Source organism: Pseudomonas putida group bacterium ESBL64, assembly GCF_045277175.1.
Lineage (GTDB): Bacteria > Pseudomonadota > Gammaproteobacteria > Pseudomonadales > Pseudomonadaceae > Aquipseudomonas > Aquipseudomonas alloputida.
Genome location: NZ_CP145799.1, coordinates 3,314,245 through 3,336,729 on the forward strand (window position 1 = coordinate 3,314,245; position 22,485 = coordinate 3,336,729).

Here is a 22,485-nt window from a genome sequence, read left to right on the forward strand (position 1 = left end):
ATGAAAAGAACAATTACAACGCTCGTAGTAGCGGGTGCCGCGGCCAGTGCAGGGGTATTGGGTGCAGCTTACCTTGGCCTGGTCAACGTCGGCGCTGACGATCCGCATTTCCCTGCAGTGCATGCATTTCTGGTCATGGCTCGGGATCGCTCCATTGAGGTACGCGCAAGAAACATCGAGGTACCGAACCTCAAGGATGAAAACCTGATTCGTGTCGGCGCCGGCAACTACAACGCCATGTGCATCGGTTGCCATCTTGCCCCTGGCGTCGAGAAAACAGAGCTCAGCCAGGCGCTTTATCCGTCTCCTCCCAACCTTGGCAAGCTTGGGGTCGGTGGTAAACCCGCCGTAGCATTCTGGACCATCAAGCACGGCATCAAAGCCTCTGGCATGCCTGCCTGGGGCAAGAGCATGGGCGATGAGTACATCTGGGGACTCGTTGCATTTCTGGATCAACTACCCCAGATGAACGCCCAACAGTACAACGCGATGGTAGCGATCAGTGGCGGTCACCAGCATGGTGGAGGTGAAAGTGAAATGCACAGCCATGAAGGCCAACACGGCGACAACGTGCCCAATCACCCTGCAGAGGCAGTCTCGGGGAGAGATCATCATGACAGGGGACATGCAGAGGCACACCATCCCAAATCACCATCACCAGAGCCCGCACCTGAACACCACGGCCATGACGAAACCGGCAGTGATCACCACTCAAAGCCGGCTCAGAAGAAGCCTATTCACCGTGATGGTGCGGAGCATACCCATGAAGGCTGATTACGATCCTCCCATGAATCAGCCGTCATAAGTCGCAGAAAAAGCCGGTCAAAAACGACCCAAAAGTGGCGGGTTTCAACGCTTTAAAAAGGTTAAAAACCAATACTAATCATATGGATAGTTTTTAAAAACCAACCATAAGCCGGCTTCTTAATTTAACAAGCCTTTAAAAACAGCAGTCACAATCCGCGGGTATCCACCCCCGACCTACGTGCATAGCACGCAGCCCCTTGCACCTCCTGTTGTGCTCAGCCCCCCGCTGTTCAAGGACAGCACGCAAGCGATCCTGGTGTGCCTGCGTCTTCTTGCAATGCATAGAGACATCAAATTGATATTTCGAAATCTTCCAAGGGGGCGGCTTTTTTGAAGGTGAGCGTTTCGCACTAGACTATAATTAAAGGATTAGATGTAGGCCGACACGTGCAGCTATCCTTGGAGATTGCTTAATAATAATATTTAATCTGTAACGGCTTGGTGTAGTGATGAGGACTTAGCATGAACGCCATGTTGAAAGAGCTGCACGCCTATCATCATGAGGTGGCTACCAAAATTACTCAGATCAAAGAGTTACTGGAGAGGATAAGGCACGGATCCGCGGGTGCCGATGACTGCAAGCTGTTGTTTAAGCAGCTGGAAGCCTTGCATGGTGATGCAGAGCGACACCACCATGAAAATGAAGAGCTTATTCGGCTGGCCTTGCTGGCAACCGACGCACCGATTCACCAACGGGTCATGGCTATCGAGCAAGATCATAAAGCCTTCAAGCGAATTGCCGGACAGCTCAAGATGTTGGAGCAGTCAACGCAAGAAGCGAGAGTAATCGCCGACACGATCGAAGACTTCATCAAGAAATATTATGACCATATGGATGCCGAGGAGAATATTTTCTTTCCGGTGGCAGACAAGTGGTTGTCAGACACCCAATGGCAGGAAATAAAGCATCAATGGCACCCCGCGTAGATTTAATTTTCTTGAATTAAAAGCACGCTACTTATTAACACGCGGCCTCACAATTTTATGGCCCTGATACCCGAGGGTGCAGATACGCTCCCACGCTTCTCATCATTCAGCCTGAAGGCCGCGCCCTTTGCCGGCGCGGCCTTGTTTTATGGCGCACTTAGCAGCCACAGACTTCGTCAGAAGTCATACCGCGCCCCAACCATCATGCTGCGCGACGGCCCGTAGAAGTTGAACGTCGAGGTAGACCCCACCCGCGACAGGTAGTCCCGGTCGAACAGGTTGTTGACGTTGAGGGTGGCCGTCAGCTTCGAAGTCACCGGGTAAGACAGCATCGCGTCCACCGTGGCATAGCCCGGTGCATCGATACGCACGCCGCCACTCTCGGAATGGAAGTTGCTCATCGCCGATATACCGCCACCCACGGCCAAGCCAGTCAGCGGCCCTTGGCTGATGGTGTACTTGCTCCAAAGCGAAGCCTGGTTGCGCGGCATGATGAAGAACGTGGTTTCGGCGTCCCCCTTGACGGTTTCGGTCTCCATCCACGTGTAGCCAGCCAGCAGTTCCCAGTTTGGCGTCAGCTTGCCGCTCACTTCCACTTCCGCGCCCTTCACGCGGGTCTTGCCGGATGCAACAGAGTCGGTGGTGGCCACACCATCAGCATCGTACACAGTGGTAGCGCGGTTCTTGTCGGTCAGGCGGAATACCGAGAAGCGCGTATTCAAGTCGCCGCCAAAGTAGCTGCTCTTGAGGCCGAACTCGTACTGCTCGCCTTCACGCGGTTTCAGCACCCGACCATTGCTGTCGGTGTCGGACTGCGGCTTGAACACCTGCGAATAGCTGGCGTACAGCGCGTGGTTGTCGGTCAGGTCATAGACCAGGCCACCATAAGGGGTGAAGTGGCCGTCGACGCGCTTGCTGTCATTGGTGGTGGCGCCGCTGCTAAGGGTGGTGGTGTAGAAGTCACCGCGATACCAGCTGAAGCGGCCACCGGCAATCAGTGCCAGGCGTTCCACCGGGCGGAAGGTCACTTTGGAGTACAGGCCGTACTCCTCTTCCTGCATGCCGGTCTCGGTGCTGTAGTTGGGCGACGGCTTGGCGAACTGCTTCGGCGAGTAAGTATTCACGTTGATCGCGCCGAGATTGGTGGTGCCGTTGAGGTACTCGGTGTCGTAGTTCTTGTAGTCACTCCCGACTACAAACTCGCTTACCTGCCCGAAGGTCTCGAACGGCTGGCTGTAGCTGGCGTCCAGCGAATAAGTGTCTTGCGTGAAATCACGGGCGCTGGCGCGCTCGGAGTTGGCGCCTGTGGTGGCATTGGTTGCAGTGAAGGCGTACAGATAGTTGGTGTCGCGGTGCGAGCCACGGGCCGCGACACGGCCGTAACCGCCATTGTCGAAGCGGTGTGTCAGCTCGGCGACCAAGTCGGTGGTCTTGCCGTCGAAGTAGTTCCAGTCGGCGCCCAGGAAACGCGAATGGCTGAAGTCGGGCACCTCGCCGGACAACGTGGCCGGGTAGCCGTTGTGCGGGGTGATGTTCTTCACTTCATGCATCAGGCCGAACGACAGGGTGGTGGCGTCGTCCAGGTCGATGTCCAGCGCACCGTAGTAGGTGTTGCTGGTGTTGGCGTTGTAGTCCACTTCACCATTGGTGTCGTCACGGGATGCGATGAAGCGCCCGCGCACGCGACCGGCCTCGTCCAGCGGCCCGCTCAGGTCGATTTCCTCATGATTGGTGTCCCAGGTGCCGTAGCTGCCTTCGATATGCCCCTGAAACTCGGCGGTCGGGCGCTTGCGCACCATGTTGACGATGCCACCCAGCTCGCTGGTACTGCTGAACAGCCCGGCCGGCCCGCGCATGATTTCGACGCGGTCGAACGCCGCCAACGACGGGACAGTACCGAAGATGCTGGCCATGGGCGCCGGCAGGCCGTCGATATTGAACTCGCTGTACTCGTAGCCACGGGCGTAGATCGACGAGCGGCCGCTGTCATTGGTCAGGGTGCGCAGGCCAGCGGTGTACTTGGCCAGGTCATCCAGGTGCACGAACTGGCGATCCTTGACGTAGTCCTGGGTGTAGACGGTGATCGACTGCGGGATGTCCTTGAGCGCTGCCGGCGTCTTGGTGCCCACGGTAGCGGCATCGACGCTGTAACCGCCGGTTTCTTCCGAAGGCAGCATGTCGTACAGGCGGTTGCCTTCGATGGTCAATGCAGGCAGATCAAGCGAGTTGTCTTCGGCCGCCACCTGGGCCGCTACCGTTTCGGCCACTGCCGATAAAGAAAACGGCGCCAGCAACCCCAGCGCCAGCCATCCCCGAACCCGCTGTAAGCTGCCCACACTTTTGAAACCGGTCATGACACACCCTTCGCCCAAATGATATTGAATCGCAAACGAAACAAGTTGCTTTTTGCGAACGATACCGGAGCGAAAACCAGGGTGCAGCAGGATTAACCTTCTTAACACATCAAGGCGTTGCCCTTTCCCTGCAGCCAGTGGGATGATTCGCAACTGATAAAAGTTCTCATCAAGGCTCGCCGTGCCCACCTCACTTCTCCTTGCCGAAGACGACCCACGCCTGCTTCAGGACCTGGACCGTCATTTCCGCAACCGCGGTTTCCAGGTGCACGCCTGCGCCAGCGGCACCCAGGCCCTGAATGCCATACAGCAATCGCAGTTTGAACTGGTGCTGCTGGACATCATGCTGCCAGGCATCGACGGCCTCAGCCTGCTCGACGCCCTGCGCCGCCAGCAGGCCGTGCCGGTCATGCTGATGTCGGCACTAGGGGCCGAGCAGGATCGCATCAGCGGCTTCACCCGTGGTGCAGACGACTACCTGCCCAAGCCCTTCAGCCTGGCAGAGCTGGACGCACGGGTAGATGCCTTGCTGCGTCGCGTGGCATTCGATCGTGGTACGGCGCTGCGTCCCGACGTGGGGGAGGTGATGCTGGACCACGACCGCCAGGACGTTATCCACAACGGCAACGCCGCTGGTCTTACCGCTTCCGAATTCCGTTTGCTGGTCACGCTGCTGGCCCACCCCGACGAAGCGTTGAGCAAGCCCTTCCTGTACCAGACCGTGCTGCACAGGGCCTATACCCGACTGGACCGAGGCCTGGATGTGCATGTGTGCAACCTGCGCCGCAAACTGGCCGACATCAACGCCCAGCACCTGCAGATCCAGGCCGTGCGTGGCCAAGGGTACATCCTGGTCGACACGGAGCAGACCTGATGCGTCGCCACCCGTTGCTGTGGAAACTGGCCTTGCTGCAAGTCAGCTTCTGCCTGTTGCTGATCTGGCTCATCTGGACCTGGGGCCTTTCGGTGGAACGCAGTACCTATTTTCTGTCCCAGGCCGACCAGGACTACCTGGCGCGTTATGCTCAACAGGCCGAACAGGCGTGGGAGCAGGACGGCGCAGCCGGCACCGAAGCCTGGCGCAAGCAGGTGGCACTGGCCGAGGACACCTGGGTGGCCGTGATAGGCCCACACCTTCAGAGCCTTGGCACCACCCCGCTGAGCGCCGAGGAAGCCAGCCACCTGACATTCATGCGCAAGCTCGACTGGCCGATGAGCCGGCGCCTGCAGGATGAATTGCCATACGTCAGCATCGAATTTCCGCAACACCCCGAGCATGGCCGCCTGGTGCTGCAATTGCCCGAACGGCTGCTACCCACAGGCCTGACACCCTGGACCCATGTGGTGACTCATGGCGTTGCCCCCGCGCTGCTGGCCCTGCTGCTGGGCCTTGCGCTATACCGGCACCTTGTCGTGCCGCTGAACCGCCTGCGCGACCGCGCCGACGCCCTGCGGGCCGATGACCTGGACAGCCCCGCCCTGCCCCTGCAGCAACGCCGTGATGAGCTGGGTGAACTGGCTCAGGCCTTCGAGCACATGGCCGGGCGCCTGCGCCAGAGCCTTGAGCAACAGCGCCTGCTGTTACGCACGCTGTCTCACGAACTGCGCACGCCGCTGGCGCGGCTGCGCATCGCCCATGACAGCGACTTGCCACCGCCGCAGTTGCGCGAGCGCCTGGACCGTGAGGTGGCCGACATGCAGAAGTTGCTGGAAAACACCCTCGACCTGGCGTGGATGGACACCGAACAACCCAGCCTGTCGACCGAGCCGGTATTGGTGCTTTCCGTGTGGGAAGCCTTGTGCGAGGACGTCTGTTTCGAAAGCGGCTGGGACCGTGCGCGCCTGCCGTGTTCACTTGGCACTGACTGCCTGCTGCAGGCCCATCTGGACAGTCTGGCCCAGGCCCTGGAAAACCTGTTGCGCAATGCCATTCGCCACTCGCCGACCGAAGGCCGGGTCAGCCTTGATGGCTGGCGCGAGGGCGCATGCTGGCACCTGCGCCTGAGCGACCAAGGGCCAGGCGTACCGGATACCGACCTTGAGCGCATTTTCAAGCCCTACCAGCGCCTGGCCGACAGTGGCGCAGGCTTCGGCCTGGGCCTGGCTATCGCCCGCCGCGCCATCGAACTGCAAGGCGGGCGGTTGTGGGCCAGCAATGAGCACCCGGGCCTGTGCCTGCACATGACCTTGCCTGCGGCCTGAGACTGTTTAGAAAGTTAATGCGCTTTACGCTCGATCGGGACTGGTTATCATCTGGGCGCTCAAGCCTTGCGCTCCTTGCAAAGCCCTGACGAGACGCCCGATGAGCAAGAAGACCCTGATGCTGGCCTTGGCACTTGCCCTGGCGGCCCCTCTTGTCCTGGCCCAGCCCGAGCATGACCAGAAGATGGACACGTCGGTGTTACAGCGCCAGGACCTGGCCTATCACTTCAGCCAGCTTGATCTGGACTCGGCCGATGGCCTGCGTCACTACCGCCTGTGGGTTGGCAAGCCGAATCGTCCAGCGCCAGCATCGGGGTACCCGGTGCTGTGGATGCTCGATGGGAATGCTGCACTGGGGACGCTGGATCAGCAGCAACTGGACAGGCTCGCCGCGGGCCAGGCGCCCCTGCTGGTGGCGGTGGGTTACCGGACCGAACTGCGCATCGACAGGGCCGGCCGCACGCTGGACTACACCCCGGCGCTGCCGGAGCAGGTGCAGCAGCGTGATCCGCTGACCGGCCAGCCCAGCGGCGGGGTCGATGCGTTCCTGAAGCTTCTGACCGGGCGCATGCGCACGATGGTGTCGGCTGTGGCGCCGATCGATCCGCAACGACAGACGCTGTGGGGGCACTCCTATGGTGGCCTGGCTGTGCTTCACGCACTGTTTACCTGCCCCGGCGAATTCAGCCTTTACGCTGCTGCCAGCCCGTCACTGTGGTGGCGCGATGGTGTGATTGTCCGGGAGGCGCAAGGACTTTCCTCACGCCTGGGGGAGGCGCGCCCGCACCTGTTGCTGATGCGCGGCGGGCAGGAGCCCGCCAGCCCGCATGGTTCGCCGCACGAGAACGACGAGTTGCCTGCGCGCCAACTGGCGGCAGATCTGGCCGCGATCAAAGGCCTCGACGTGCGCTTTGAGCGCTTCGAGGGTCTGGGGCATGGGCCCATGCTGGGCGCCTCCCTGCGCAGGGTGATCGAAGGCATGTCTGGCCAGTGACCAGCCCTGTGCCTGCCCGGCTCAACGTTGCGCGTACTTGAGCACGTACAGGCACAGCTCGCGGTAGACATCGACAGGCAACTGCGACATCAGCCTCTGAGCCTGGCCGAGGGTTTTGCAATTGAGTTCGGCCATCGCCCGACGGTGTTCCGAACCCAGCAGGCCGGCATGCACCACCTGCGCATACTGAATATAGGAACAGGGGAAATCGGCCTGGGGACTGCGCTGGACCTTGAAGTTGATCTTCAGGTCTGCCCCGCGGAAGAATGCTCTGCCCTGGTAGGTCTGCTGGGGCACGAGGAGCCCTTTTTCAGGACAGGTGCTGTGACAGACCGGCAGGCTGTTCTTTTCCGTCTCCAGGCCACGTCGATAGATCACGATTTCGGAACCCGGTACCTCGATACAGGCGTTTTCGAAAGCATCGATGATGGACCTGCCATTGATTTGCGCCTCTTCGATCTGCGTCAGGCTGACCACACGCTCGATCTCATGATTGCCAACGCTGTTGACCACACGGTCCAGGGTCGACCAGTGGCTGAACTCTTTCTGACACGCTATCAGATGGACCTCGCTCTGATAGCCCTGCCGGGCGGCTTCAGGTGGAAAATCAGCGAAATGAGGGCTGTCGAGCGCGGTCTCCATGATGATGTTGTATTTGTTTTCCATCGCATACGTGCAAATCATGGCCCCCAGCCGCCAGATGAACGACTCGGTATGCTCATAGACATGCAGCACGCCTTTGTCTTCCATCGCCCGATAATGAGGGTGCAGTTCACGAAAATGGGTTTCGTAAAGGCGAACATAATTGTCGTAGCGCCCGCTCTTCAGCAGCGTGTTTTCCAGCAAGTACGTCTTACCCGAGCCTTGTGTACCGGCAATGATGAGCATTTTGGGCTTGAGCACGCCGTCGACGTAGTCGCGCTTCTTGTCGAACAAAGTGTCGACGACCTTTCTGAATGCGAGATGGAGATCGGTATCGGTAAAAGGATAGAGAGAGGACATGACGGTTCGTTTCCTAGGTTTGCCAATGTGACCGTCACGAAGGTAAGCGCTGCGGCAAGTGCAAAGGGGTAGATGGTTACTGCTGCAAGTCTCGTCGAAGGTAGTAGAACCGCGGGTTGCCACTGGGGTGGCCCTGTGCTGTATGCTTGGTCGGTCTTCAGGGCGGGGTGTAAGTCCCCACCGGCGGTAAATCGAAAGATGAGCCCGCGAGCGCCCCGACCATGTCGGGGGTCAGCAGATCTGGTGCAACTCCAGAGCCGACGGTCATAGTCCGGATGAAAGAAGGCGTCATGCAGGGGCCATCCGGGCGCCCTTGCGCGCGCATTTTGTTCGCCCCGAGACGTTCATCGATCATTCACGAGGAGCGTTTCATGTTCACCCAGCACCACACGCAATTTCCCACTGTTTCCGCCGCCATCGCCGCCTTCCAGGCCGGGCGCCCTGTACTGTTGCTCGACGATGACGACCGCGAGGACGAAGCGGACATCATTGCCGCCGCCGAGAACATTACGTTGCAGACCATGGCCATGATGATTCGCGATTGCAGCGGCATCGTCTGCCTGTGCCTGGACGAAGCCACCGTCGACGAACTGCAACTGGCACCCATGGTGCAGAACAACCAGGCCCGCCACGGCACCGGTTTCACCGTCACCATCGAGGCGGCCGAAGGTATCACCACCGGGGTTAGCGCTCAGGACCGCATCACCACCATTGACGCAGCACTGCGTTCCAGCGCCGAACAGCGCCATATCGTCAGCCCGGGGCATGTTTTTCCGCTGCGCGCCCGCAATGGCGGTGTGCTGACCCGCCGTGGGCACACCGAAGGTTCGGTAGACCTGGCGCGCCTGGCCGGCCTGCGCCCGGCAGCGGTCTTGTGCGAGCTGATGAACCCCGATGGCAGCATGGCCCGTGGCGAGCAGGTGGCGGTATATGCACGGCAGTACAATTTGCCGGTGCTGACCATCGAGGAGCTGGCGCGGTACCGTGAAGCCATGATGGAACGGGAAGCTGCTACGGCTTGATGGTTTCCTGCGCCTGACTTGAGGTAGATGGCGGCGCTGAAAACGAGCGCCGCCCGCGCGGCGTATCGTGAGCAAGCTCGCTCCTACATTTTTCTCGGGCCAGTAACACCTTTGCCTGAGCGCGCGATCGCCTTGTTTGTTCCATTCCGTCTCGAGGTTCGCGCCAGAGGCGTGCTCCACACAAGTTTGCTCCCCCCGCCCCGCTCTGCTAGTGTCGCGCCGTTCTGAATGCCACCGAGACAGTCGCCATGGCCCGCAAAAAAGCCTCCCTCGATTTCGAGCAATCCCTCGCAGACCTGCAAGCACTGGTCGAGCGCCTGGAGAACGGCGAGTTGTCGCTGGAAGAGTCGCTGGCCGCCTTTGAACAAGGCATCGCCCTGACCCGTGACTGCCAGGGCGCCCTGGCCCAGGCCGAACAGAAGGTGCAAATTCTGCTGGAGCGCGACGGTGAACTGGCTGCCCAGCCCTTCGACGCGGAGCCGGAAGCATGATTGGCACCTACCAGGCCAGTTGCCAGGCCCGAGTCGACGCAGCCCTCGAACCGCTGTTCATCGCCCCGAGCAAAGAGCTGGAACGCCTCTACGCCGCCATGCGCTACAGCGTGATGAACGGCGGCAAACGCGTGCGCCCGCTGTTGGCCTATGCGGCCTGCGAAGCCTTGGGCGCCCCGGCCGAACAAGCCAACGGCGCAGCCTGCGCGGTAGAGCTGATCCATGCTTACTCGCTGGTGCATGACGACCTCCCGGCCATGGACGACGACGACCTGCGTCGCGGCCAGCCGACCACCCACAAGGCGTTTGACGAAGCGTGCGCAATCCTCGCGGGCGACGGTTTGCAGAGCCTGGCTTTCAGTGCCCTGCTCGACCCATGCCTGAGCCCTCAGATCGACAGCATTCGCCTGGCCATGGTTCAGGTACTGGCCAAAGCTGCCGGCCCGGCCGGCATGGTTGGCGGCCAGGCGATCGATCTCGGCTCGGTGGGCCAGAAGCTGGACCAGCAGGCGCTGGAGTTCATGCACCGGCACAAGACCGGCGCGCTGATCGAAGCCAGCGTACGCCTCGGCGCCCTGGCCAGTGCCCGTGCCGAACAGGCGCAGCTGGATGCCCTGCAGACTTATGCACAGGCCATTGGCCTTGCATTCCAGGTGCAGGACGACATCCTCGACGTGGAAAGCGACACTGCTACCTTGGGCAAACGCCAAGGTGCAGACATAGCGCGTGACAAACCGACCTACCCGGCCCTGCTGGGCCTGGAAGCCGCCAAAGTCTATGCAATCGAACTGCGCGACCAGGCGCTGGCTGCACTGCAAGGGTTCGGCGAAACGGCCGAACCGCTGCGGGCCTTGGCGCGTTACATCGTCGAACGCCGTAACTAAACAGCTTCACCGATCCCTGTAGGAGCAGGTTACCCGCGAATGCGATCTTGAATTTGCCGACGCATTCGCGGGTAAACCCGCCCCCACAGGGGACCGCGTAACCTGTGGTCGAATGGGCACTTTTCCCACAATGGGGTAAACTGCCGCGTCTTCACACACCTATAACGACTCGCCTGATGCCCACGACGTTTCAAGAGATCCCCCGCGAACGCCCGGTCACGCCGTTGCTCGACCGCGCTGACACGCCTGCCGGCCTGCGCCGGTTGGCCGAAGCCGACCTGGAGACGCTGGCCGACGAACTGCGCCAGGAACTGCTCTACACCGTCGGGCAGACCGGTGGGCACTTTGGTGCCGGTCTGGGCGTGATCGAGCTGACCATCGCTCTGCACTACGTGTTCGACACCCCGGACGACCGGCTGGTGTGGGACGTAGGGCACCAGGCCTACCCGCACAAGATCCTCACCGGGCGTCGTAACCGCATGCTCAGCCTGCGCCAGAAGGACGGCATCGCGGCCTTCCCGCGCCGCAGCGAAAGCGAGTACGACACCTTTGGCGTTGGCCACTCCAGCACCTCGATCAGCGCCGCGCTGGGCATGGCCATTGCTGCCCGTCTGCAGAACAGCGCACGCAAGTCGATCGCGGTGATCGGTGATGGCGCGCTGACCGCCGGCATGGCGTTCGAGGCGTTGAACCACGCCCAGGAAGTCAATGCCGACATGCTGGTGATCCTCAACGACAACGACATGTCGATTTCGCGCAACGTCGGCGGCCTGTCCAACTACCTGGCCAAGATCCTCTCCAGCCGCACCTACGCGAGCATGCGCGAAGGCAGCAAGAAAGTGCTGTCGCGACTGCCAGGCGCCTGGGAAATTGCCCGTCGTACCGAGGAATACGCCAAGGGCATGCTGGTGCCAGGCACACTGTTCGAAGAACTGGGCTGGAACTATATCGGCCCGATCGACGGCCACGACCTGCCCACCATGATCGCCACCCTGCGCAACATGCGTGACCTGAAAGGCCCGCAGTTCCTGCATGTGGTGACCAAGAAGGGCAAAGGCTTCGCCCCTGCCGAGATTGACCCGATCGGCTATCACGCCATTACCAAGCTGGAGCCGGCCGACAAGCCAGCTGCGCCGAAGAAAGCCAGCGGTCCGAAATACTCCGCAGTGTTCGGCCAGTGGCTGTGCGACATGGCCGCCGCCGACAACCGCCTGGTGGGCATTACCCCGGCAATGAAGGAAGGCTCGGACCTGGTCGACTTCAGCGAGCGCTACCCTGAGCGCTACTTCGACGTTGCGATCGCAGAGCAGCATGCCGTGACCCTGGCGGCCGGCATGGCCTGCGAGGGCAGCAAGCCGGTGGTGGCGATCTACTCCACCTTCCTGCAGCGCGCCTACGACCAGCTGATCCACGACGTGGCGGTGCAGAACCTCGACGTGCTGTTCGCCATCGACCGCGCCGGCCTGGTCGGCGAGGACGGCCCGACCCACGCCGGCAGCTACGACCTGTCGTACCTGCGCTGCATCCCGGGCATGCTGGTGATGACCCCCAGCGACGAGAACGAACTGCGCAAGATGCTCAGCACCGGCCACCTGTACAACGGTCCGGCCGCTGTACGGTACCCGCGTGGTACCGGCCCGAATGCGCCGATCAGCGGTGACCTGCAACCACTGGAGATCGGCAAGGGTGTGGTCCGCCGCCAAGGCGAGAAAGTGGCCTTGCTGGTGTTCGGCGTACAACTGGCCGAGGCCATGCAAGTGGCCGAACAGATCAACGCCACGGTGGTCGACATGCGCTTCGTCAAGCCGCTGGACGAGGCGCTGGTGCTGGAGCTGGCAGGCAGCCATGAACTGCTGGTAACCATTGAAGAAAACGCCATCATGGGTGGCGCGGGCGCTGCGGTGGGTGAGTTCCTTGCCAGCCAGGCAGTGCTCAAGCCGCTTCTGCACCTGGGGCTGCCGGATATCTATGTCGAGCATGCCAAGCCTGCGCAAATGCTGGCTGAGTGCGGGCTGGATGCGGCCGGGATCGAGGCTTCGGTGAAGGCCCGCATGGTCAAGCTCGGGCTCTAGGGTGCTTTCGCGGGTGAACCCGCTCCTACGACGGCCTGCGCCCGATCACCTATGTGTGCCCACTGTAGGAGCGGGTTTACCCGCGAATACGGTAGCGGCGACAACGGTGAACGACTGGTGAAAATTGGCCAGCAGGACCGGCCCTTTCGCAGGTGAACCCGCTCCTACGACGGACTGCACCCGATCACCGATGTGTGCCCACTGTAGGAGCGGGTTTACCCGCGAATACGGTAGCGGCGGCAACGGTGAACGACTGGTGAAAATTGGCCAGCAGGCCCGGCCCTTTCGCGGGTGAACCCGCTCCTACGATGGCCTGCGACCGATCACCTATGTGTGCCCACTGTAGGAGCGGGTTTACCCGCGAATACGGTAGCGGCGGCGACGGTGAACGGCGGGTGAAAATTGGCCTGCAGGCCCGGCCCTTTCGCGGGTGAACCCGCTCCTACGACGGCCTGCGCCCGATCACCGATGTGTGCCCACTGTAGGAGCGGGTTTACCCGCGAATACGGTAGCGGCAACAACGGTGAACGGCGGGTGAAAATTGGCCTGCAGGCCCGGCCCTTTCGCGGGTGAACCCGCTCCTACGACGGCCTGCGCCCGATCACCGATGTGTGCTCACTGTAGGAGCGGGTTTACCCGCGAATACGGTAGCGGCAACAACGGTGAACGGCGGGTGAAAATTGGCCTGCAGGCCCGGCCCTTTCGCGGGTAAACCCGCTCCTACGGGGACAGCACAGTGCTGTGGAAATCCTTTGGAACTGCCCATGAAAAAATTAGCCTGTGCCACGATTCTCTGTACCCCTACATTCCTTCTGGCCGCTGAGCGCGACGACGCCCTCAAACTCCCCGACGTGCTGATCAGCGCCAGCCGCCAGGTCGAATCGCGTACCGCCACCAGCGCTGCCAACACGGTCTTCACCCGCACCGACATCGACCGCCTGCAACCCACCAGCGTTACCGACCTGCTCTCCCGCGTGCCGGGCGTGCAAGTGGCACCTACCGGTGGCCGTGGTAGCCTGCCGGGCATCTATATCCGTGGCACCAAGGCCGCGCAAAGCCTGGTGCTGGTCGATGGCGTGCGCATCGCCAATGCCACCTCGGGCGACAGCGGCCTGCAGTTTCTGGACATCGACCAGATCGAGCGCATCGAAGTACTGCGCGGCTCGCGCTCAGCGGTGTACGGCAGCGATGCCATTGGCGGGGTGATCCAGATCTTCACCCGACGCAGCAGTGGCCCCGGTCTGCAGCCACGCCTGCGCATGGCCGCCGGCAGCAACCAGACATTCCAACGCAGCCTGGGGCTTTCTGGCGGCAACGACACGACCCGCTTCAACCTTGGCGCCAGCCTGGACGAAACTGCCGGCATCGACTCGACCGGGCCATCCTTCGCCAGCGATGGTGACCACGACGCCTACCGCAACAAGGCGTTGAACCTGAGCCTGAGCCACACCTTCGGTGAGCGCTTCGAGGCCGGCCTGAACCTGCTCGACAGCCGTGGGCGCAGCGAGTACGACAACCCGTTCGGCGGCTTCGACCCCGTTACCTTCGAGAGCTTCGGTCAACAACCCTACACCGACTTCAGCGTCAGCAGCCTGGGCAGTTACGTTGACGTTCAGGTCACCGAAACCTGGCATTCACGCCTTGAACTGGCCCATGGCGAGAACCGAGACGACAAACGCGACAAGCTCAGCGCTGAGCGTTTCGTGTTCAACACCTATCGCGATCAGGCCACCTGGCAGAACGACCTGGCCCTCGGCGAACAGAACACCATATTGATCGGTGGCGACTGGTACGAAGACCGCGTACACGGCAGTACCGACTTCACTGAGGACAGCCGCTGGAACCGTGCCGTGTTCGCCCAGCACCGCTACCAGGGCGAGCAGATTTCCACTGAGCTGGGGGTGCGCCATGACCGCAACCAGCAGTTTGGTGGCCAGACCACCTGGAGCGGCAGCCTGACCGTACCGCTGAACGCGCACAACGATGTGCTGCTGTCCTACAGCGAAGGCTTCCGCGCGCCAACGTTCAACGACCTGTATTACCCACAGTTCAGCAACCCGAACCTGGACCCAGAGCACTCCAGAAGCTACGAGCTGCAATGGCGCAGCCAGCTGACTGCAGAGAGCCGGCTGGAGACTTCGCTATACCGCACCGACCTGCGCGACGCGATCATCTTTGGCCAGGACTCGATACCCCGTAACGTCGCCTCGGCACGAATCAATGGCGTGGAAATGGCGCTGGCGCAGCAATGGGGCGCCTGGCACAGCCAGCTTGGCCTGGCGCTGATCGACCCACGCGACCGCGACACTGGCCACACCCTCGCCCGCCGCGCCCGCCGCACCTTGAGCCTGGACCTGGACCGTGAGTTCGGGCGTTTCAGCGCGGGTGCCAGCTGGCAGGCGGTCAGCAGCAGTTATGACGATGAGGCCAACCGTAACCGCATCGGTGGCTATGGCCTGCTAGGTTTGCGCGGCAGTTGGGCGGCTAGCGACGAACTGAAACTCGAAGCCAAGCTGGATAACCTGCTGGACCGCAGCTACAGCCGCGCCCTTTATAGCTACGAGGGTGCGTATCACCCTTACCGCGAAGAGGGCCGCACTGTGCTCTTCAGCATCACCTGGACACCGGCGCTTTAGCGTCCAGCAACGCACACAAGCGGGCGGTGGCTTCGATCATCTGCCCGCTGGGGCGCTCCAGCCCTTTGTCCGGCACCACCAGCAGGCGCCCATCAGCCACCGCTCGAATCTGCGGCCAAGCCTTCCAGCTGGCCAGTTGCGCCTCATCAGCTGCCAGGATGACCTGCGGATTACGCAGCAGCACGGACTCCACATTCACCTGTGGCGCTGGCTGGCCAAGGTCGGCGAACACATTGCGCGCCCCGCACACGGCCAGGGCGTCGGTCACCACCTGGCGGCCACCGAGCGTGTACAACGGCCGATCCCAGACTTGATAAAACACCTGCAAGGGTTCGTCACGCCGATACTGCTGGCGCAGCTGCTGCAGCCGCTCACGCAGGGCTCGCGCGTATGAATGACCCTGCTCGGCACGCCCGATACGCTCGGCAATGGCCTCGATCTGCTCGATCAGCTGGCTGATGTCGTGGGGTTCGGCGCTGAAGGTGGCCATACCCAGGCGCTTGAGCTGGTCGCGCTGGGCCGGTGGCACACTGCCTGGCCACAGCAGCAACAGGTCGGGGCGCAGGCTGAGCAGGCGCTCCATGTCCAGTTGCCCTTGGCGCCCGACCGAAGGCAAATGGCGCAGCGCAGCCGGCCGTTCGCCACCGTCGAGCACGCCCACCAGCAGGTCGTCTGCCTGCAGCTCAAGCATGATCTCGCTCATCGAGGGGGCCAGACTGACGACACGCAGCGGTTCTGCAGCCAGTACAGTGCAGGCGAACAACGCCAGCAGGCCAGGTAGCAGTCGCATCAGCCGAGCTGGCGCGGAATGCGATAGAGGTACAGCACTACAACGGTAGACAATGCGAGGAGGATCTGCGGCACTGCCTCCAGACCGACCAGCACCGACAGTGCGGCGACCCAAGCCGGGAAGCAGGCATACAGCATGGCCATGCGCCGCACCCGCGCCAGTTCGATCCAGGCAGCGGCTTCTTCGCCCGTACCGAGCACCTTTGAGGTGGCGATAAGTGCGCGCTTGTAGGCACCGAAGCGCGGCAGGCTGAGGAACATGGTGGCCGCACCGGCGATGAACAGTGGCATGGCCAACACCGGGATCAGTGCATCACCGCCCCCAAAGGCCCAAGCCATGACTGGCAGCGGCACCAGGCCCACCGCCAGGTACTGCCACCAGGCCAGCGCCAGGCGCCGCTTGACCTCGGCGCGAGTCACGCCTGGGGCACCTCGCCCTGGTGTTCGTTGCCCAGCATGTGGCCCAACTTGCCGGCCTTGGTCGCCAGGTAGTAGCGGTTGTGCGGGTTATGCCCGGTGTGCAGCGGCACACGCTCGGCAACCACGATGTTCATGTCGGTCAGGGCTTTGACCTTGCGCGGATTATTGGTCATCAGGCGCAGCGACTTCACGCCCAGGTGCTCGAGCATCGGCAGGCATATGGCGTAGTCACGCTGGTCGGCAGCGAAGCCCAGGCGTTCGTTGGCTTCGACGGTGTCGGCGCCACCATCCTGCAGCTCGTAGGCGCGGATCTTGTTCAGCAGGCCGATGCCACGGCCTTCCTGACGCAGGTACAACAGCACCCCACGGCCTTCGCGGGCGATGGCCTGCAGCGCGGCTTCCAGCTGCGAGCCGCAGTCGCAGCGCTGGCTGAACAGTGCATCGCCGGTCAGACACTCGGAATGCAGGCGCCCCAGTACCGGCTGGCCGTCCGCGATATCACCCAGGCTGAGCACCACATGCTCACGGCCTGTGGCTTCGTCGAGAAAGCCATGCATGGTGAAGGTCGCGAAGGGCGTCGGGAGTTTAGAGGCGGCAACAAAGACGACGGGCACGTTGTGCTCCTGGAATAAGTAGGAAATTTCTCGTGGGCCGATTGTATCAGCAGGTTGGGGGATGTGGGCTGGCTGTATACGGTGGCTTAAGATCGAAAAGTTCGATACTTATTAAAAAGCCATCGCTCAATCACAAGCCCGCTGCCACAGGGGGCCGCGATGTACCTTGGTGTATTCAGCCTCAGTGCGGGTGACTACCGGCGTTGAACGGATAGGGCTGTTTCCAGTGCTCGAAAATCGGTTTCAGTTCGCCGCTACGTACCAGCTCCTTCATGCGCTTGTCGAACAGGTCGCACAGGGCCTTGGCCTGGTCGTTACGGGCAAAAGCCAGGTACAACGGCAACTCGGCCACGTGGGTACGGCGGAAGCGCTCAGGCTGGGAGGCTTGCCCTAGCACGTAGTCGACCTCGGTCAGTGCGTCGATGTAGTAGTCCACCCGGTCGTGCTCGAGCATCGGCAAAATGCCCTCGCGACGCTGGATTTCGCGGAATTCGTGCACATTGGGCAAGTAGCTGCCGTAATCATAACCACGCACCCAAGCCAACCGGTACTTGCCGATGGTATCCAGGGTAGGCGCAGGTTTGCTGGCCAGCCCCAGGGCATAAATGTGGTCCATGTCGAAGTGCCAGCGCGGGTACAGGTTGTCGTCGTTCTCTTCCTTGTACGAGCCAACCCAGGCATCAGCCTCGCCGCGCTTGACCAGGCCAACCGCCCGGCTGTAGGGCGCGCTCTGGGTAACCACCTCGACGCCGGCCGGCTCGAACACTTTGCGCAGCACATCCCAGGCCACCCCGGTACCGTCGGCATTGGTGTAGTCGAGCCACTCCTCGCTAACCAGATGGATCTGTTTCGGGATACCCTCGGCAGCCGTTACCCACGGGGCAATACTCAGCAGCATTGCCAGCAGTACAGTCCTTACGGCCATTCACGCACTCCCTGTTTCAGGCAACCGCCCACACCAGAACCTGCATGCCCAGCCAGGCAAACACGCCGGCCAGGATATCGTCGAGCATGATGCCGACGCCCCCGTGCACATGGCGATCGATCCAGCGGATCGGCCACGGCTTGAGGATGTCGAAGAAGCGGAACATCAGGAACCCTGCCAACAGCCACTGCCAGCCCTCCGGCACCAGCCAGAGGGTGATCCACATGCCGACAATCTCGTCCCAGACAATGCCTTCATGGTCGTGTACACGCAAGTCATTGGCAACTTTGCCGCACAACCAGAAGCCAAACAGCATGCTCACGCCGAGCAACAGCCAGTATCCCCAGTCGGGCAACATCTGCCAAAGCGGGATAAACGGTATGGCCACCAGCGAGCCCCAGGTACCTGGCGCCTTGGGCAAGGTGCCAGAACCGAAGCCAAAAGCGATGAAGTGCCACGGGTTGCGCCAGACCGAAGGCGGAACGAACTCCGCAGGCACCTGGTTGGGGTGATCGGTCACGGTCTCTCCCTAAAGTGTTGATAGCCCCGCTGGACGGGGGTTATGTCCTGGCCCTGCGCGTCGCGCAAGGTCACGCCTTGCCCTTCGAGCACACGACCGACGGTATGCACTTCGATAAAATCGAAGGCTGCCAAGGGCGCCAGCGCCTCGGGTGGCAAGGTGAAGGCCAGTACGTAATCGTCGCCACCGGTAAGCGCCGCCTGCACGGCTGCTTCACGGCCGAGGAAGGCCTCCAGAGCAGGAGACACTGGCACTTGCGCCAGGTTCACCTCCAACGCGACACCGGATGCCTTGGCAATATGCCCACAGTCGGCGAGCAGCCCGTCGGAGATGTCCAGCGCCGCCGTGGCCCGGCCACGCAGCAGGGCACCGAGGGTGAGCTGCGGCATCGGTGACCAGTAATGGGCCAGCAGCGGCTCGGCCTGCGCGGCAGGCGCCTCGCGCTCGCCCAGCACCAAGGGCAAGGCACCGGCGGCCTTGCCCAGCGAACCGCCGACACACAACAGGTCACCCGGCCTTGCACCGCTGCGGCGCAAGGCCTGGCCAGCCGGCACGCGGCCGAACACGGTGACGGTGATACTCAAGGGGCCGCGCGTCGTGTCACCACCGATCAGGCTCATGCGGCAACGGTGGGCCATGCGACCAAGGCCGTCGGCATAGGCCGCCAGCCAGTCAGGGCCAACGTCAGGGAGGGTCAGTGCGAGGGTAAAGCCGATTGCAGTCGCGCCCATGGCTGCCAGGTCACTGGCCGCCACAGCCAACGATCGCTGGCCAAGCAGCAACGGATCGCAAACAGCAGGAAAGTGCACCCCGGCGACCAGGGTGTCGGTCGACACCGCCAGTTGCTCACCGGGGGGAAGGTCCAGCAGGGCACAGTCGTCGCCGATACCCAGCGCCACGCCCTCGCCACCCTGCGCACAGGGCGCAGCGGCGAAGTAATGGTTGATCAGCTCGAACTCACCCATGACCAGGCAGCGCCAGGATCAGCGCTTGTTCGCCTTGACTTCTGCTTCACGCAGCGCCGGGGCTAGCTTGTCGAGCACGCCGTTGACGAACTTGTGGCCGTCAGTGGCACCGAAGACCTTGGCCAGCTCCACGCCTTCGTTGATCACGACGCGGTACGGCACGTCGACGCGTTTGATCAGTTCCCAGGTGGACAGACGCAGCACGGCCAGCTCGACCGGGTCGAGCTCTTCCAGTGCGATGGTCATGCAAGGCACCAGCGCTTTGTCGATTTCGCCCTTGATTGCCGGGACCCCATGCAGGATCTCGCGGAAATAGGCACCGTCGACATCGGTGAAATCGTTATCCACCCGGAACTGCGCTTCGATCTCGTTCAGCGAATGCTGGGCCATGTGCCACTGGTAGAGGGCCTGGGTCGCGAGCTTGCGGGCTTCGCGGCGCTTGGCGCTCTTCGAGGGCTTGCCGGCATCCGCAGGTTTTGGATCGCGCGGGTTGAAACGATCGCTTTCGTCGCTAATCACTTGGCCTCCAACTGCGCCAGCAGGCTGACCATTTCCAGTGCGGACAGGGCAGCTTCAGCACCTTTGTTGCCGGCTTTGGTGCCAGAACGCTCGATGGCTTGCTCGATGGAGTCGACGGTCAGTACGCCGAAGGCCACCGGAACACCGAACTCCATGGACACCTGGGCCAGGCCCTTGGTGCACTCGCCCGCCACGTATTCGAAGTGCGGGGTACCGCCACGGATCACGGCGCCCAGGGCGATGATCGCGTCGTAGGCGCCTTGCTGGGCGACCTTCTGTGCCACCAGCGGGATCTCGAATGCACCCGGGGCACGGATGATGGTGATGTCGCTTTCGCTGACACCGTGGCGTACCAGGGCATCAACGGCACCGCTTACCAGGCTTTCGACAACGAAGCTGTTGAAGCGGCCAACCACCAAAGCATAGCGACCTTTGGGGGCGATGAAGGTACCTTCGATGGTCTTCAGGGTCATTCCGATATTCTCATCTTCAAGAGCGAGGCCGCATACAAGCGGCCTCGACAGGGGTCTGGACTCGAGCAGAGGGCGTCAATGCCGCCTCAAGTCACTCGGAGGGCACGTATTCTACAACTTCCAGATCGAATCCGGATATCGCGTTGAACTTCATCGGCGAACTCATCAGGCGCATCTTGCGCACACCGAGGTCGCGCAGGATCTGCGAACCGGCCCCCACAGTGCTGTAGGTGGTCGGTGCCTTGGCCGGCGCATCGCCCGCGCTTTCGCGGATGTGCGCCAGCAGCACGTCGCCGTCCAGCGGGTGCCCCAGCAGCAACACCACGCCACTGCCGGCTTCGGCCACTGCGGCCATGGCCGCGCGCAGGCTCCAGCGGCCTGGCTGCTTGACCAGCAGCAGGTCACGCAGTGGGTCCATATTGTGTACCCGTACCAAGGTCGGCTCTTCGGCGCAGATCTTGCCCAGGGTCAAGGCCATGTGCACGTCGCCTTCGACCGCGTCACGGTAGGTGACCAGGTTGAACTCACCCAGCTCGCTCTCCACCGATTGCTCGGAAACACGCTGCACGGTGCGCTCGTGGATCATGCGGTAGTGGATCAGGTCGGCGATGGTGCCGATCTTCAGGCCGTGCTCGGCGGCGAACACTTCCAGTTCGGCGCGGCGCGACATGGTGCCGTCGTCGTTCATCACTTCGCAGATCACGCCGCTTGGCTCGAAACCGGCCATGCGCGCCAGGTCACAGGCGGCTTCGGTGTGGCCGGCACGCGCCAGCGTACCGCCTGGCTGGGCCATCAGCGGGAAGATGTGACCAGGGCTGACGATGTCTTCGGCCTTGGCGTCCTTGGCAGCGGCAGCCTGCACAGTGCGGGCGCGGTCGGCGGCGGAAATACCGGTGGTGACGCCTTCGGCGGCCTCGATCGACACGGTGAACTTGGTGCCGAAGCCCGAGCCGTTGCGCGGCGCCATCAACGGCAGCTTCAGCGTTTCGCAACGCTCGCGGGTCATCGGCATGCAGATCAGGCCACGGGCGTGCTTGGCCATGAAGTTGATGTGCTCCGGCTGGCAGCATTCGGCCGCCATGATGATGTCGCCTTCGTTCTCGCGGTCTTCGTCATCCATCAGGATGACCATTTTGCCCTGGCGGATGTCTTCGACCAGTTCTTCGATGCTGTTGAGCGCCACGCGGCACCCCCTTCTCAATCAGGATTTCAAGAAGCCATTGGCGGCCAGGAAGCTTTCGGTAATGCCACTGCCCTTGCTCGGTTCGGCGGCCTTGTCACCCAGTAGCAAGCGCTCCAGGTAACGGGCCAGCAGGTCGACCTCAAGGTTTACCCGACGCCCTGCACGGTAATCGGCCATGATGGTTTCGGACAGAGTGTGCGGGACAATGGTCAGCTCGAACTCGGCGCCATTGACCTCATTGACCGTCAGGCTGGTGCCGTCGACGGTGATCGAACCCTTGTGGGCGATGTACTTGGCCAGTTCCTTCGGTGCACGCACGCGGAACTGGATGGCGCGGGCGTTATCGCTGCGCGAAATGATTTCGCCAACCCCGTCGACGTGGCCGCTGACCAGGTGCCCGCCCAGGCGGGTGGTGGGGGTCAGGGCTTTTTCCAGGTTGACCTTGCTGCCGCTCTTGAGGTCGATGAAGGCGGTGCGCTTGAGGGTTTCGACGCTGACATCGGCCCAGAAGCCGTCGCCCGGCAGTTCTACGGCCGTGAGGCATACACCGTTGACGGCGATGCTGTCGCCGAGCTTGACGTCCCCCAGGTCGAGCTTGCCGGTTTCTACGTAGACGCGCACGTCACCACCCTTGGGAGTCAGGCTGCGGATGGTGCCGATGGATTCGATAATGCCGGTGAACATGG

22 protein-coding genes and 1 riboswitch are annotated in these 22,485 nt (G+C 62.2%); of the genes, 10 read left to right on the forward strand and 12 right to left on the reverse strand.

Going from position 1 to position 22,485, the window contains the following annotated elements; translation table 11 throughout:
• The gene (locus tag V6093_RS15110; protein WP_004577205.1) at nucleotides 1-774 is read left to right on the forward strand and encodes a cytochrome c; all 774 of its coding nucleotides are present in this window, start codon (nucleotides 1-3) and stop codon (nucleotides 772-774) included.
• A gap of 495 nt (nucleotides 775-1,269) precedes the next feature.
• Nucleotides 1,270-1,734, forward strand: a complete 465-nt coding sequence (locus V6093_RS15115) for a hemerythrin domain-containing protein (RefSeq protein ID WP_003255371.1) — start codon at nucleotides 1,270-1,272, stop codon at nucleotides 1,732-1,734.
• A gap of 176 nt (nucleotides 1,735-1,910) precedes the next feature.
• On the opposite strand, the gene V6093_RS15120 is transcribed toward V6093_RS15115, so the two are convergent.
• A complete protein-coding gene (locus V6093_RS15120; RefSeq protein ID WP_047605332.1) occupies nucleotides 1,911-4,088 on the reverse strand; it encodes a TonB-dependent siderophore receptor in 2,178 nt (725 codons plus the stop codon).
• Between the two features lie 181 nt (nucleotides 4,089-4,269).
• On the opposite strand from V6093_RS15120, the gene V6093_RS15125 reads away from it, so the two are divergent.
• The 3 genes from V6093_RS15125 (at nucleotide 4,270) to V6093_RS15135 (ending at nucleotide 7,284) form a co-directional block, all read left to right on the forward strand.
• Nucleotides 4,270-4,962, forward strand: coding sequence for a response regulator transcription factor (locus V6093_RS15125; RefSeq protein ID WP_012051067.1), 693 nt, complete (start codon nucleotides 4,270-4,272; stop codon nucleotides 4,960-4,962).
• Complete coding sequence (locus tag V6093_RS15130; protein WP_108078538.1) at nucleotides 4,962-6,290, forward strand: sensor histidine kinase; 1,329 nt, start codon at nucleotides 4,962-4,964, stop codon at nucleotides 6,288-6,290. The genes V6093_RS15125 and V6093_RS15130 overlap by 1 nt, the downstream gene beginning before the upstream one ends.
• 100 nt (nucleotides 6,291-6,390) lie before the next feature.
• Nucleotides 6,391-7,284 carry an alpha/beta hydrolase gene (locus tag V6093_RS15135; RefSeq protein ID WP_047605330.1) on the forward strand — a complete coding sequence of 298 codons (894 nt, stop codon included), beginning with the start codon at nucleotides 6,391-6,393 and terminating at the stop codon, nucleotides 7,282-7,284.
• 21 nt (nucleotides 7,285-7,305) lie between these two features.
• Here the strand turns inward: V6093_RS15135 and V6093_RS15140 are convergent, their stop codons facing one another.
• Nucleotides 7,306-8,286: a zeta toxin family protein gene (locus V6093_RS15140; protein ID WP_012051064.1), complete on the reverse strand. Its 981-nt coding sequence runs from the start codon at nucleotides 8,284-8,286 to the stop codon at nucleotides 7,306-7,308.
• Nucleotides 8,287-8,435: 149 nt separating this feature from the next.
• A riboswitch (FMN riboswitch) is annotated at nucleotides 8,436-8,577 on the forward strand.
• An 80-nt stretch (nucleotides 8,578-8,657) separates the two neighbouring features.
• On the opposite strand from V6093_RS15140, the gene ribB reads away from it, so the two are divergent.
• From ribB to V6093_RS15165, 5 genes are all read left to right on the forward strand, one after another.
• Nucleotides 8,658-9,308, forward strand: coding sequence for a 3,4-dihydroxy-2-butanone-4-phosphate synthase (gene ribB, locus V6093_RS15145; RefSeq protein WP_012051063.1), 651 nt, complete (start codon nucleotides 8,658-8,660; stop codon nucleotides 9,306-9,308).
• A 248-nt stretch (nucleotides 9,309-9,556) separates the two neighbouring features.
• Nucleotides 9,557-9,799 carry an exodeoxyribonuclease VII small subunit gene (locus V6093_RS15150; protein WP_003255380.1) on the forward strand — a complete coding sequence of 81 codons (243 nt, stop codon included), beginning with the start codon at nucleotides 9,557-9,559 and terminating at the stop codon, nucleotides 9,797-9,799.
• On the forward strand, nucleotides 9,796-10,683 hold the full coding sequence (gene ispA / locus V6093_RS15155) for a (2E,6E)-farnesyl diphosphate synthase (protein ID WP_014862077.1): 888 nt from the start codon (nucleotides 9,796-9,798) through the stop codon (nucleotides 10,681-10,683). The genes V6093_RS15150 and ispA overlap by 4 nt, the downstream gene beginning before the upstream one ends.
• A gap of 176 nt (nucleotides 10,684-10,859) precedes the next feature.
• Nucleotides 10,860-12,755: a 1-deoxy-D-xylulose-5-phosphate synthase gene (gene dxs / locus V6093_RS15160; protein ID WP_003255384.1), complete on the forward strand. Its 1,896-nt coding sequence runs from the start codon at nucleotides 10,860-10,862 to the stop codon at nucleotides 12,753-12,755.
• A gap of 764 nt (nucleotides 12,756-13,519) precedes the next feature.
• Nucleotides 13,520-15,391 carry a TonB-dependent receptor domain-containing protein gene (locus tag V6093_RS15165; RefSeq protein WP_406669549.1) on the forward strand — a complete coding sequence of 624 codons (1,872 nt, stop codon included), beginning with the start codon at nucleotides 13,520-13,522 and terminating at the stop codon, nucleotides 15,389-15,391.
• Here the strand turns inward: V6093_RS15165 and V6093_RS15170 are convergent.
• From V6093_RS15170 to V6093_RS15215, 10 genes are all read right to left on the reverse strand, one after another.
• Nucleotides 15,369-16,181, reverse strand: a complete 813-nt coding sequence (locus tag V6093_RS15170; protein ID WP_047605327.1) for a cobalamin-binding protein — start codon at nucleotides 16,179-16,181, stop codon at nucleotides 15,369-15,371. The genes V6093_RS15165 and V6093_RS15170 overlap by 23 nt on opposite strands.
• The gene (locus V6093_RS15175; protein WP_003255388.1) at nucleotides 16,181-16,600 is read right to left on the reverse strand and encodes a hypothetical protein; all 420 of its coding nucleotides are present in this window, start codon (nucleotides 16,598-16,600) and stop codon (nucleotides 16,181-16,183) included. The genes V6093_RS15170 and V6093_RS15175 overlap by 1 nt, the downstream gene beginning before the upstream one ends.
• A complete protein-coding gene (gene ribA / locus V6093_RS15180; RefSeq protein ID WP_003255389.1) occupies nucleotides 16,597-17,214 on the reverse strand; it encodes a GTP cyclohydrolase II in 618 nt (205 codons plus the stop codon). The genes V6093_RS15175 and ribA overlap by 4 nt, the downstream gene beginning before the upstream one ends.
• Nucleotides 17,215-17,395: 181 nt before the next feature.
• On the reverse strand, nucleotides 17,396-18,139 hold the full coding sequence (locus V6093_RS15185; RefSeq protein WP_003255390.1) for an ABC transporter substrate-binding protein: 744 nt from the start codon (nucleotides 18,137-18,139) through the stop codon (nucleotides 17,396-17,398).
• A gap of 16 nt (nucleotides 18,140-18,155) precedes the next feature.
• Complete coding sequence (locus tag V6093_RS15190) at nucleotides 18,156-18,659, reverse strand: phosphatidylglycerophosphatase A (protein WP_003255391.1); 504 nt, start codon at nucleotides 18,657-18,659, stop codon at nucleotides 18,156-18,158.
• Nucleotides 18,656-19,624: a thiamine-phosphate kinase gene (gene thiL / locus V6093_RS15195; protein ID WP_011953348.1), complete on the reverse strand. Its 969-nt coding sequence runs from the start codon at nucleotides 19,622-19,624 to the stop codon at nucleotides 18,656-18,658. The genes V6093_RS15190 and thiL overlap by 4 nt, the downstream gene beginning before the upstream one ends.
• Nucleotides 19,625-19,642: 18 nt before the next feature.
• Nucleotides 19,643-20,143, reverse strand: coding sequence for a transcription antitermination factor NusB (gene nusB / locus V6093_RS15200; protein ID WP_003255393.1), 501 nt, complete (start codon nucleotides 20,141-20,143; stop codon nucleotides 19,643-19,645).
• Nucleotides 20,140-20,616 carry a 6,7-dimethyl-8-ribityllumazine synthase gene (gene ribE, locus V6093_RS15205; protein WP_003255395.1) on the reverse strand — a complete coding sequence of 159 codons (477 nt, stop codon included), beginning with the start codon at nucleotides 20,614-20,616 and terminating at the stop codon, nucleotides 20,140-20,142. Before ribE ends, nusB begins: the two co-directional genes overlap by 4 nt.
• 91 nt (nucleotides 20,617-20,707) lie before the next feature.
• Nucleotides 20,708-21,799, reverse strand: coding sequence for a bifunctional 3,4-dihydroxy-2-butanone-4-phosphate synthase/GTP cyclohydrolase II (gene ribBA / locus V6093_RS15210; RefSeq protein WP_003255398.1), 1,092 nt, complete (start codon nucleotides 21,797-21,799; stop codon nucleotides 20,708-20,710).
• Nucleotides 21,800-21,817: 18 nt separating this feature from the next.
• Nucleotides 21,818-22,483 carry a riboflavin synthase gene (locus V6093_RS15215; protein ID WP_003255399.1) on the reverse strand — a complete coding sequence of 222 codons (666 nt, stop codon included), beginning with the start codon at nucleotides 22,481-22,483 and terminating at the stop codon, nucleotides 21,818-21,820.
• Nucleotides 22,484-22,485: the final 2 nt, after the last annotated feature.

Excerpts from the sequence above, each read along its gene's own strand:
- V6093_RS15110 (WP_004577205.1), top strand. The coding sequence starts at position 1 with ATGAAAAGAACAATTACAACGCTCGTAGTAGCGGGTGCCGCGGCCAGT.
- V6093_RS15115 (WP_003255371.1), top strand. The coding sequence starts at position 1,270 with ATGAACGCCATGTTGAAAGAGCTGCACGCCTATCATCATGAGGTGGCT.
- V6093_RS15120 (WP_047605332.1), bottom strand. The coding sequence starts at position 4,088 with ATGACCGGTTTCAAAAGTGTGGGCAGCTTACAGCGGGTTCGGGGATGG.
- V6093_RS15130 (WP_108078538.1), top strand. The coding sequence starts at position 4,962 with ATGCGTCGCCACCCGTTGCTGTGGAAACTGGCCTTGCTGCAAGTCAGC.
- V6093_RS15135 (WP_047605330.1), top strand. The coding sequence starts at position 6,391 with ATGAGCAAGAAGACCCTGATGCTGGCCTTGGCACTTGCCCTGGCGGCC.
- V6093_RS15140 (WP_012051064.1), bottom strand. The coding sequence starts at position 8,286 with ATGTCCTCTCTCTATCCTTTTACCGATACCGATCTCCATCTCGCATTC.
- ribB (WP_012051063.1), top strand. The coding sequence starts at position 8,658 with ATGTTCACCCAGCACCACACGCAATTTCCCACTGTTTCCGCCGCCATC.
- V6093_RS15150 (WP_003255380.1), top strand. The coding sequence starts at position 9,557 with ATGGCCCGCAAAAAAGCCTCCCTCGATTTCGAGCAATCCCTCGCAGAC.
- ispA (WP_014862077.1), top strand. The coding sequence starts at position 9,796 with ATGATTGGCACCTACCAGGCCAGTTGCCAGGCCCGAGTCGACGCAGCC.
- dxs (WP_003255384.1), top strand. The coding sequence starts at position 10,860 with ATGCCCACGACGTTTCAAGAGATCCCCCGCGAACGCCCGGTCACGCCG.
- V6093_RS15165 (WP_406669549.1), top strand. The coding sequence starts at position 13,520 with ATGAAAAAATTAGCCTGTGCCACGATTCTCTGTACCCCTACATTCCTT.
- V6093_RS15170 (WP_047605327.1), bottom strand. The coding sequence starts at position 16,181 with ATGCGACTGCTACCTGGCCTGCTGGCGTTGTTCGCCTGCACTGTACTG.
- V6093_RS15185 (WP_003255390.1), bottom strand. The coding sequence starts at position 18,139 with ATGGCCGTAAGGACTGTACTGCTGGCAATGCTGCTGAGTATTGCCCCG.
- thiL (WP_011953348.1), bottom strand. The coding sequence starts at position 19,624 with ATGGGTGAGTTCGAGCTGATCAACCATTACTTCGCCGCTGCGCCCTGT.
- ribE (WP_003255395.1), bottom strand. The coding sequence starts at position 20,616 with ATGACCCTGAAGACCATCGAAGGTACCTTCATCGCCCCCAAAGGTCGC.
- V6093_RS15215 (WP_003255399.1), bottom strand. The coding sequence starts at position 22,483 with ATGTTCACCGGCATTATCGAATCCATCGGCACCATCCGCAGCCTGACT.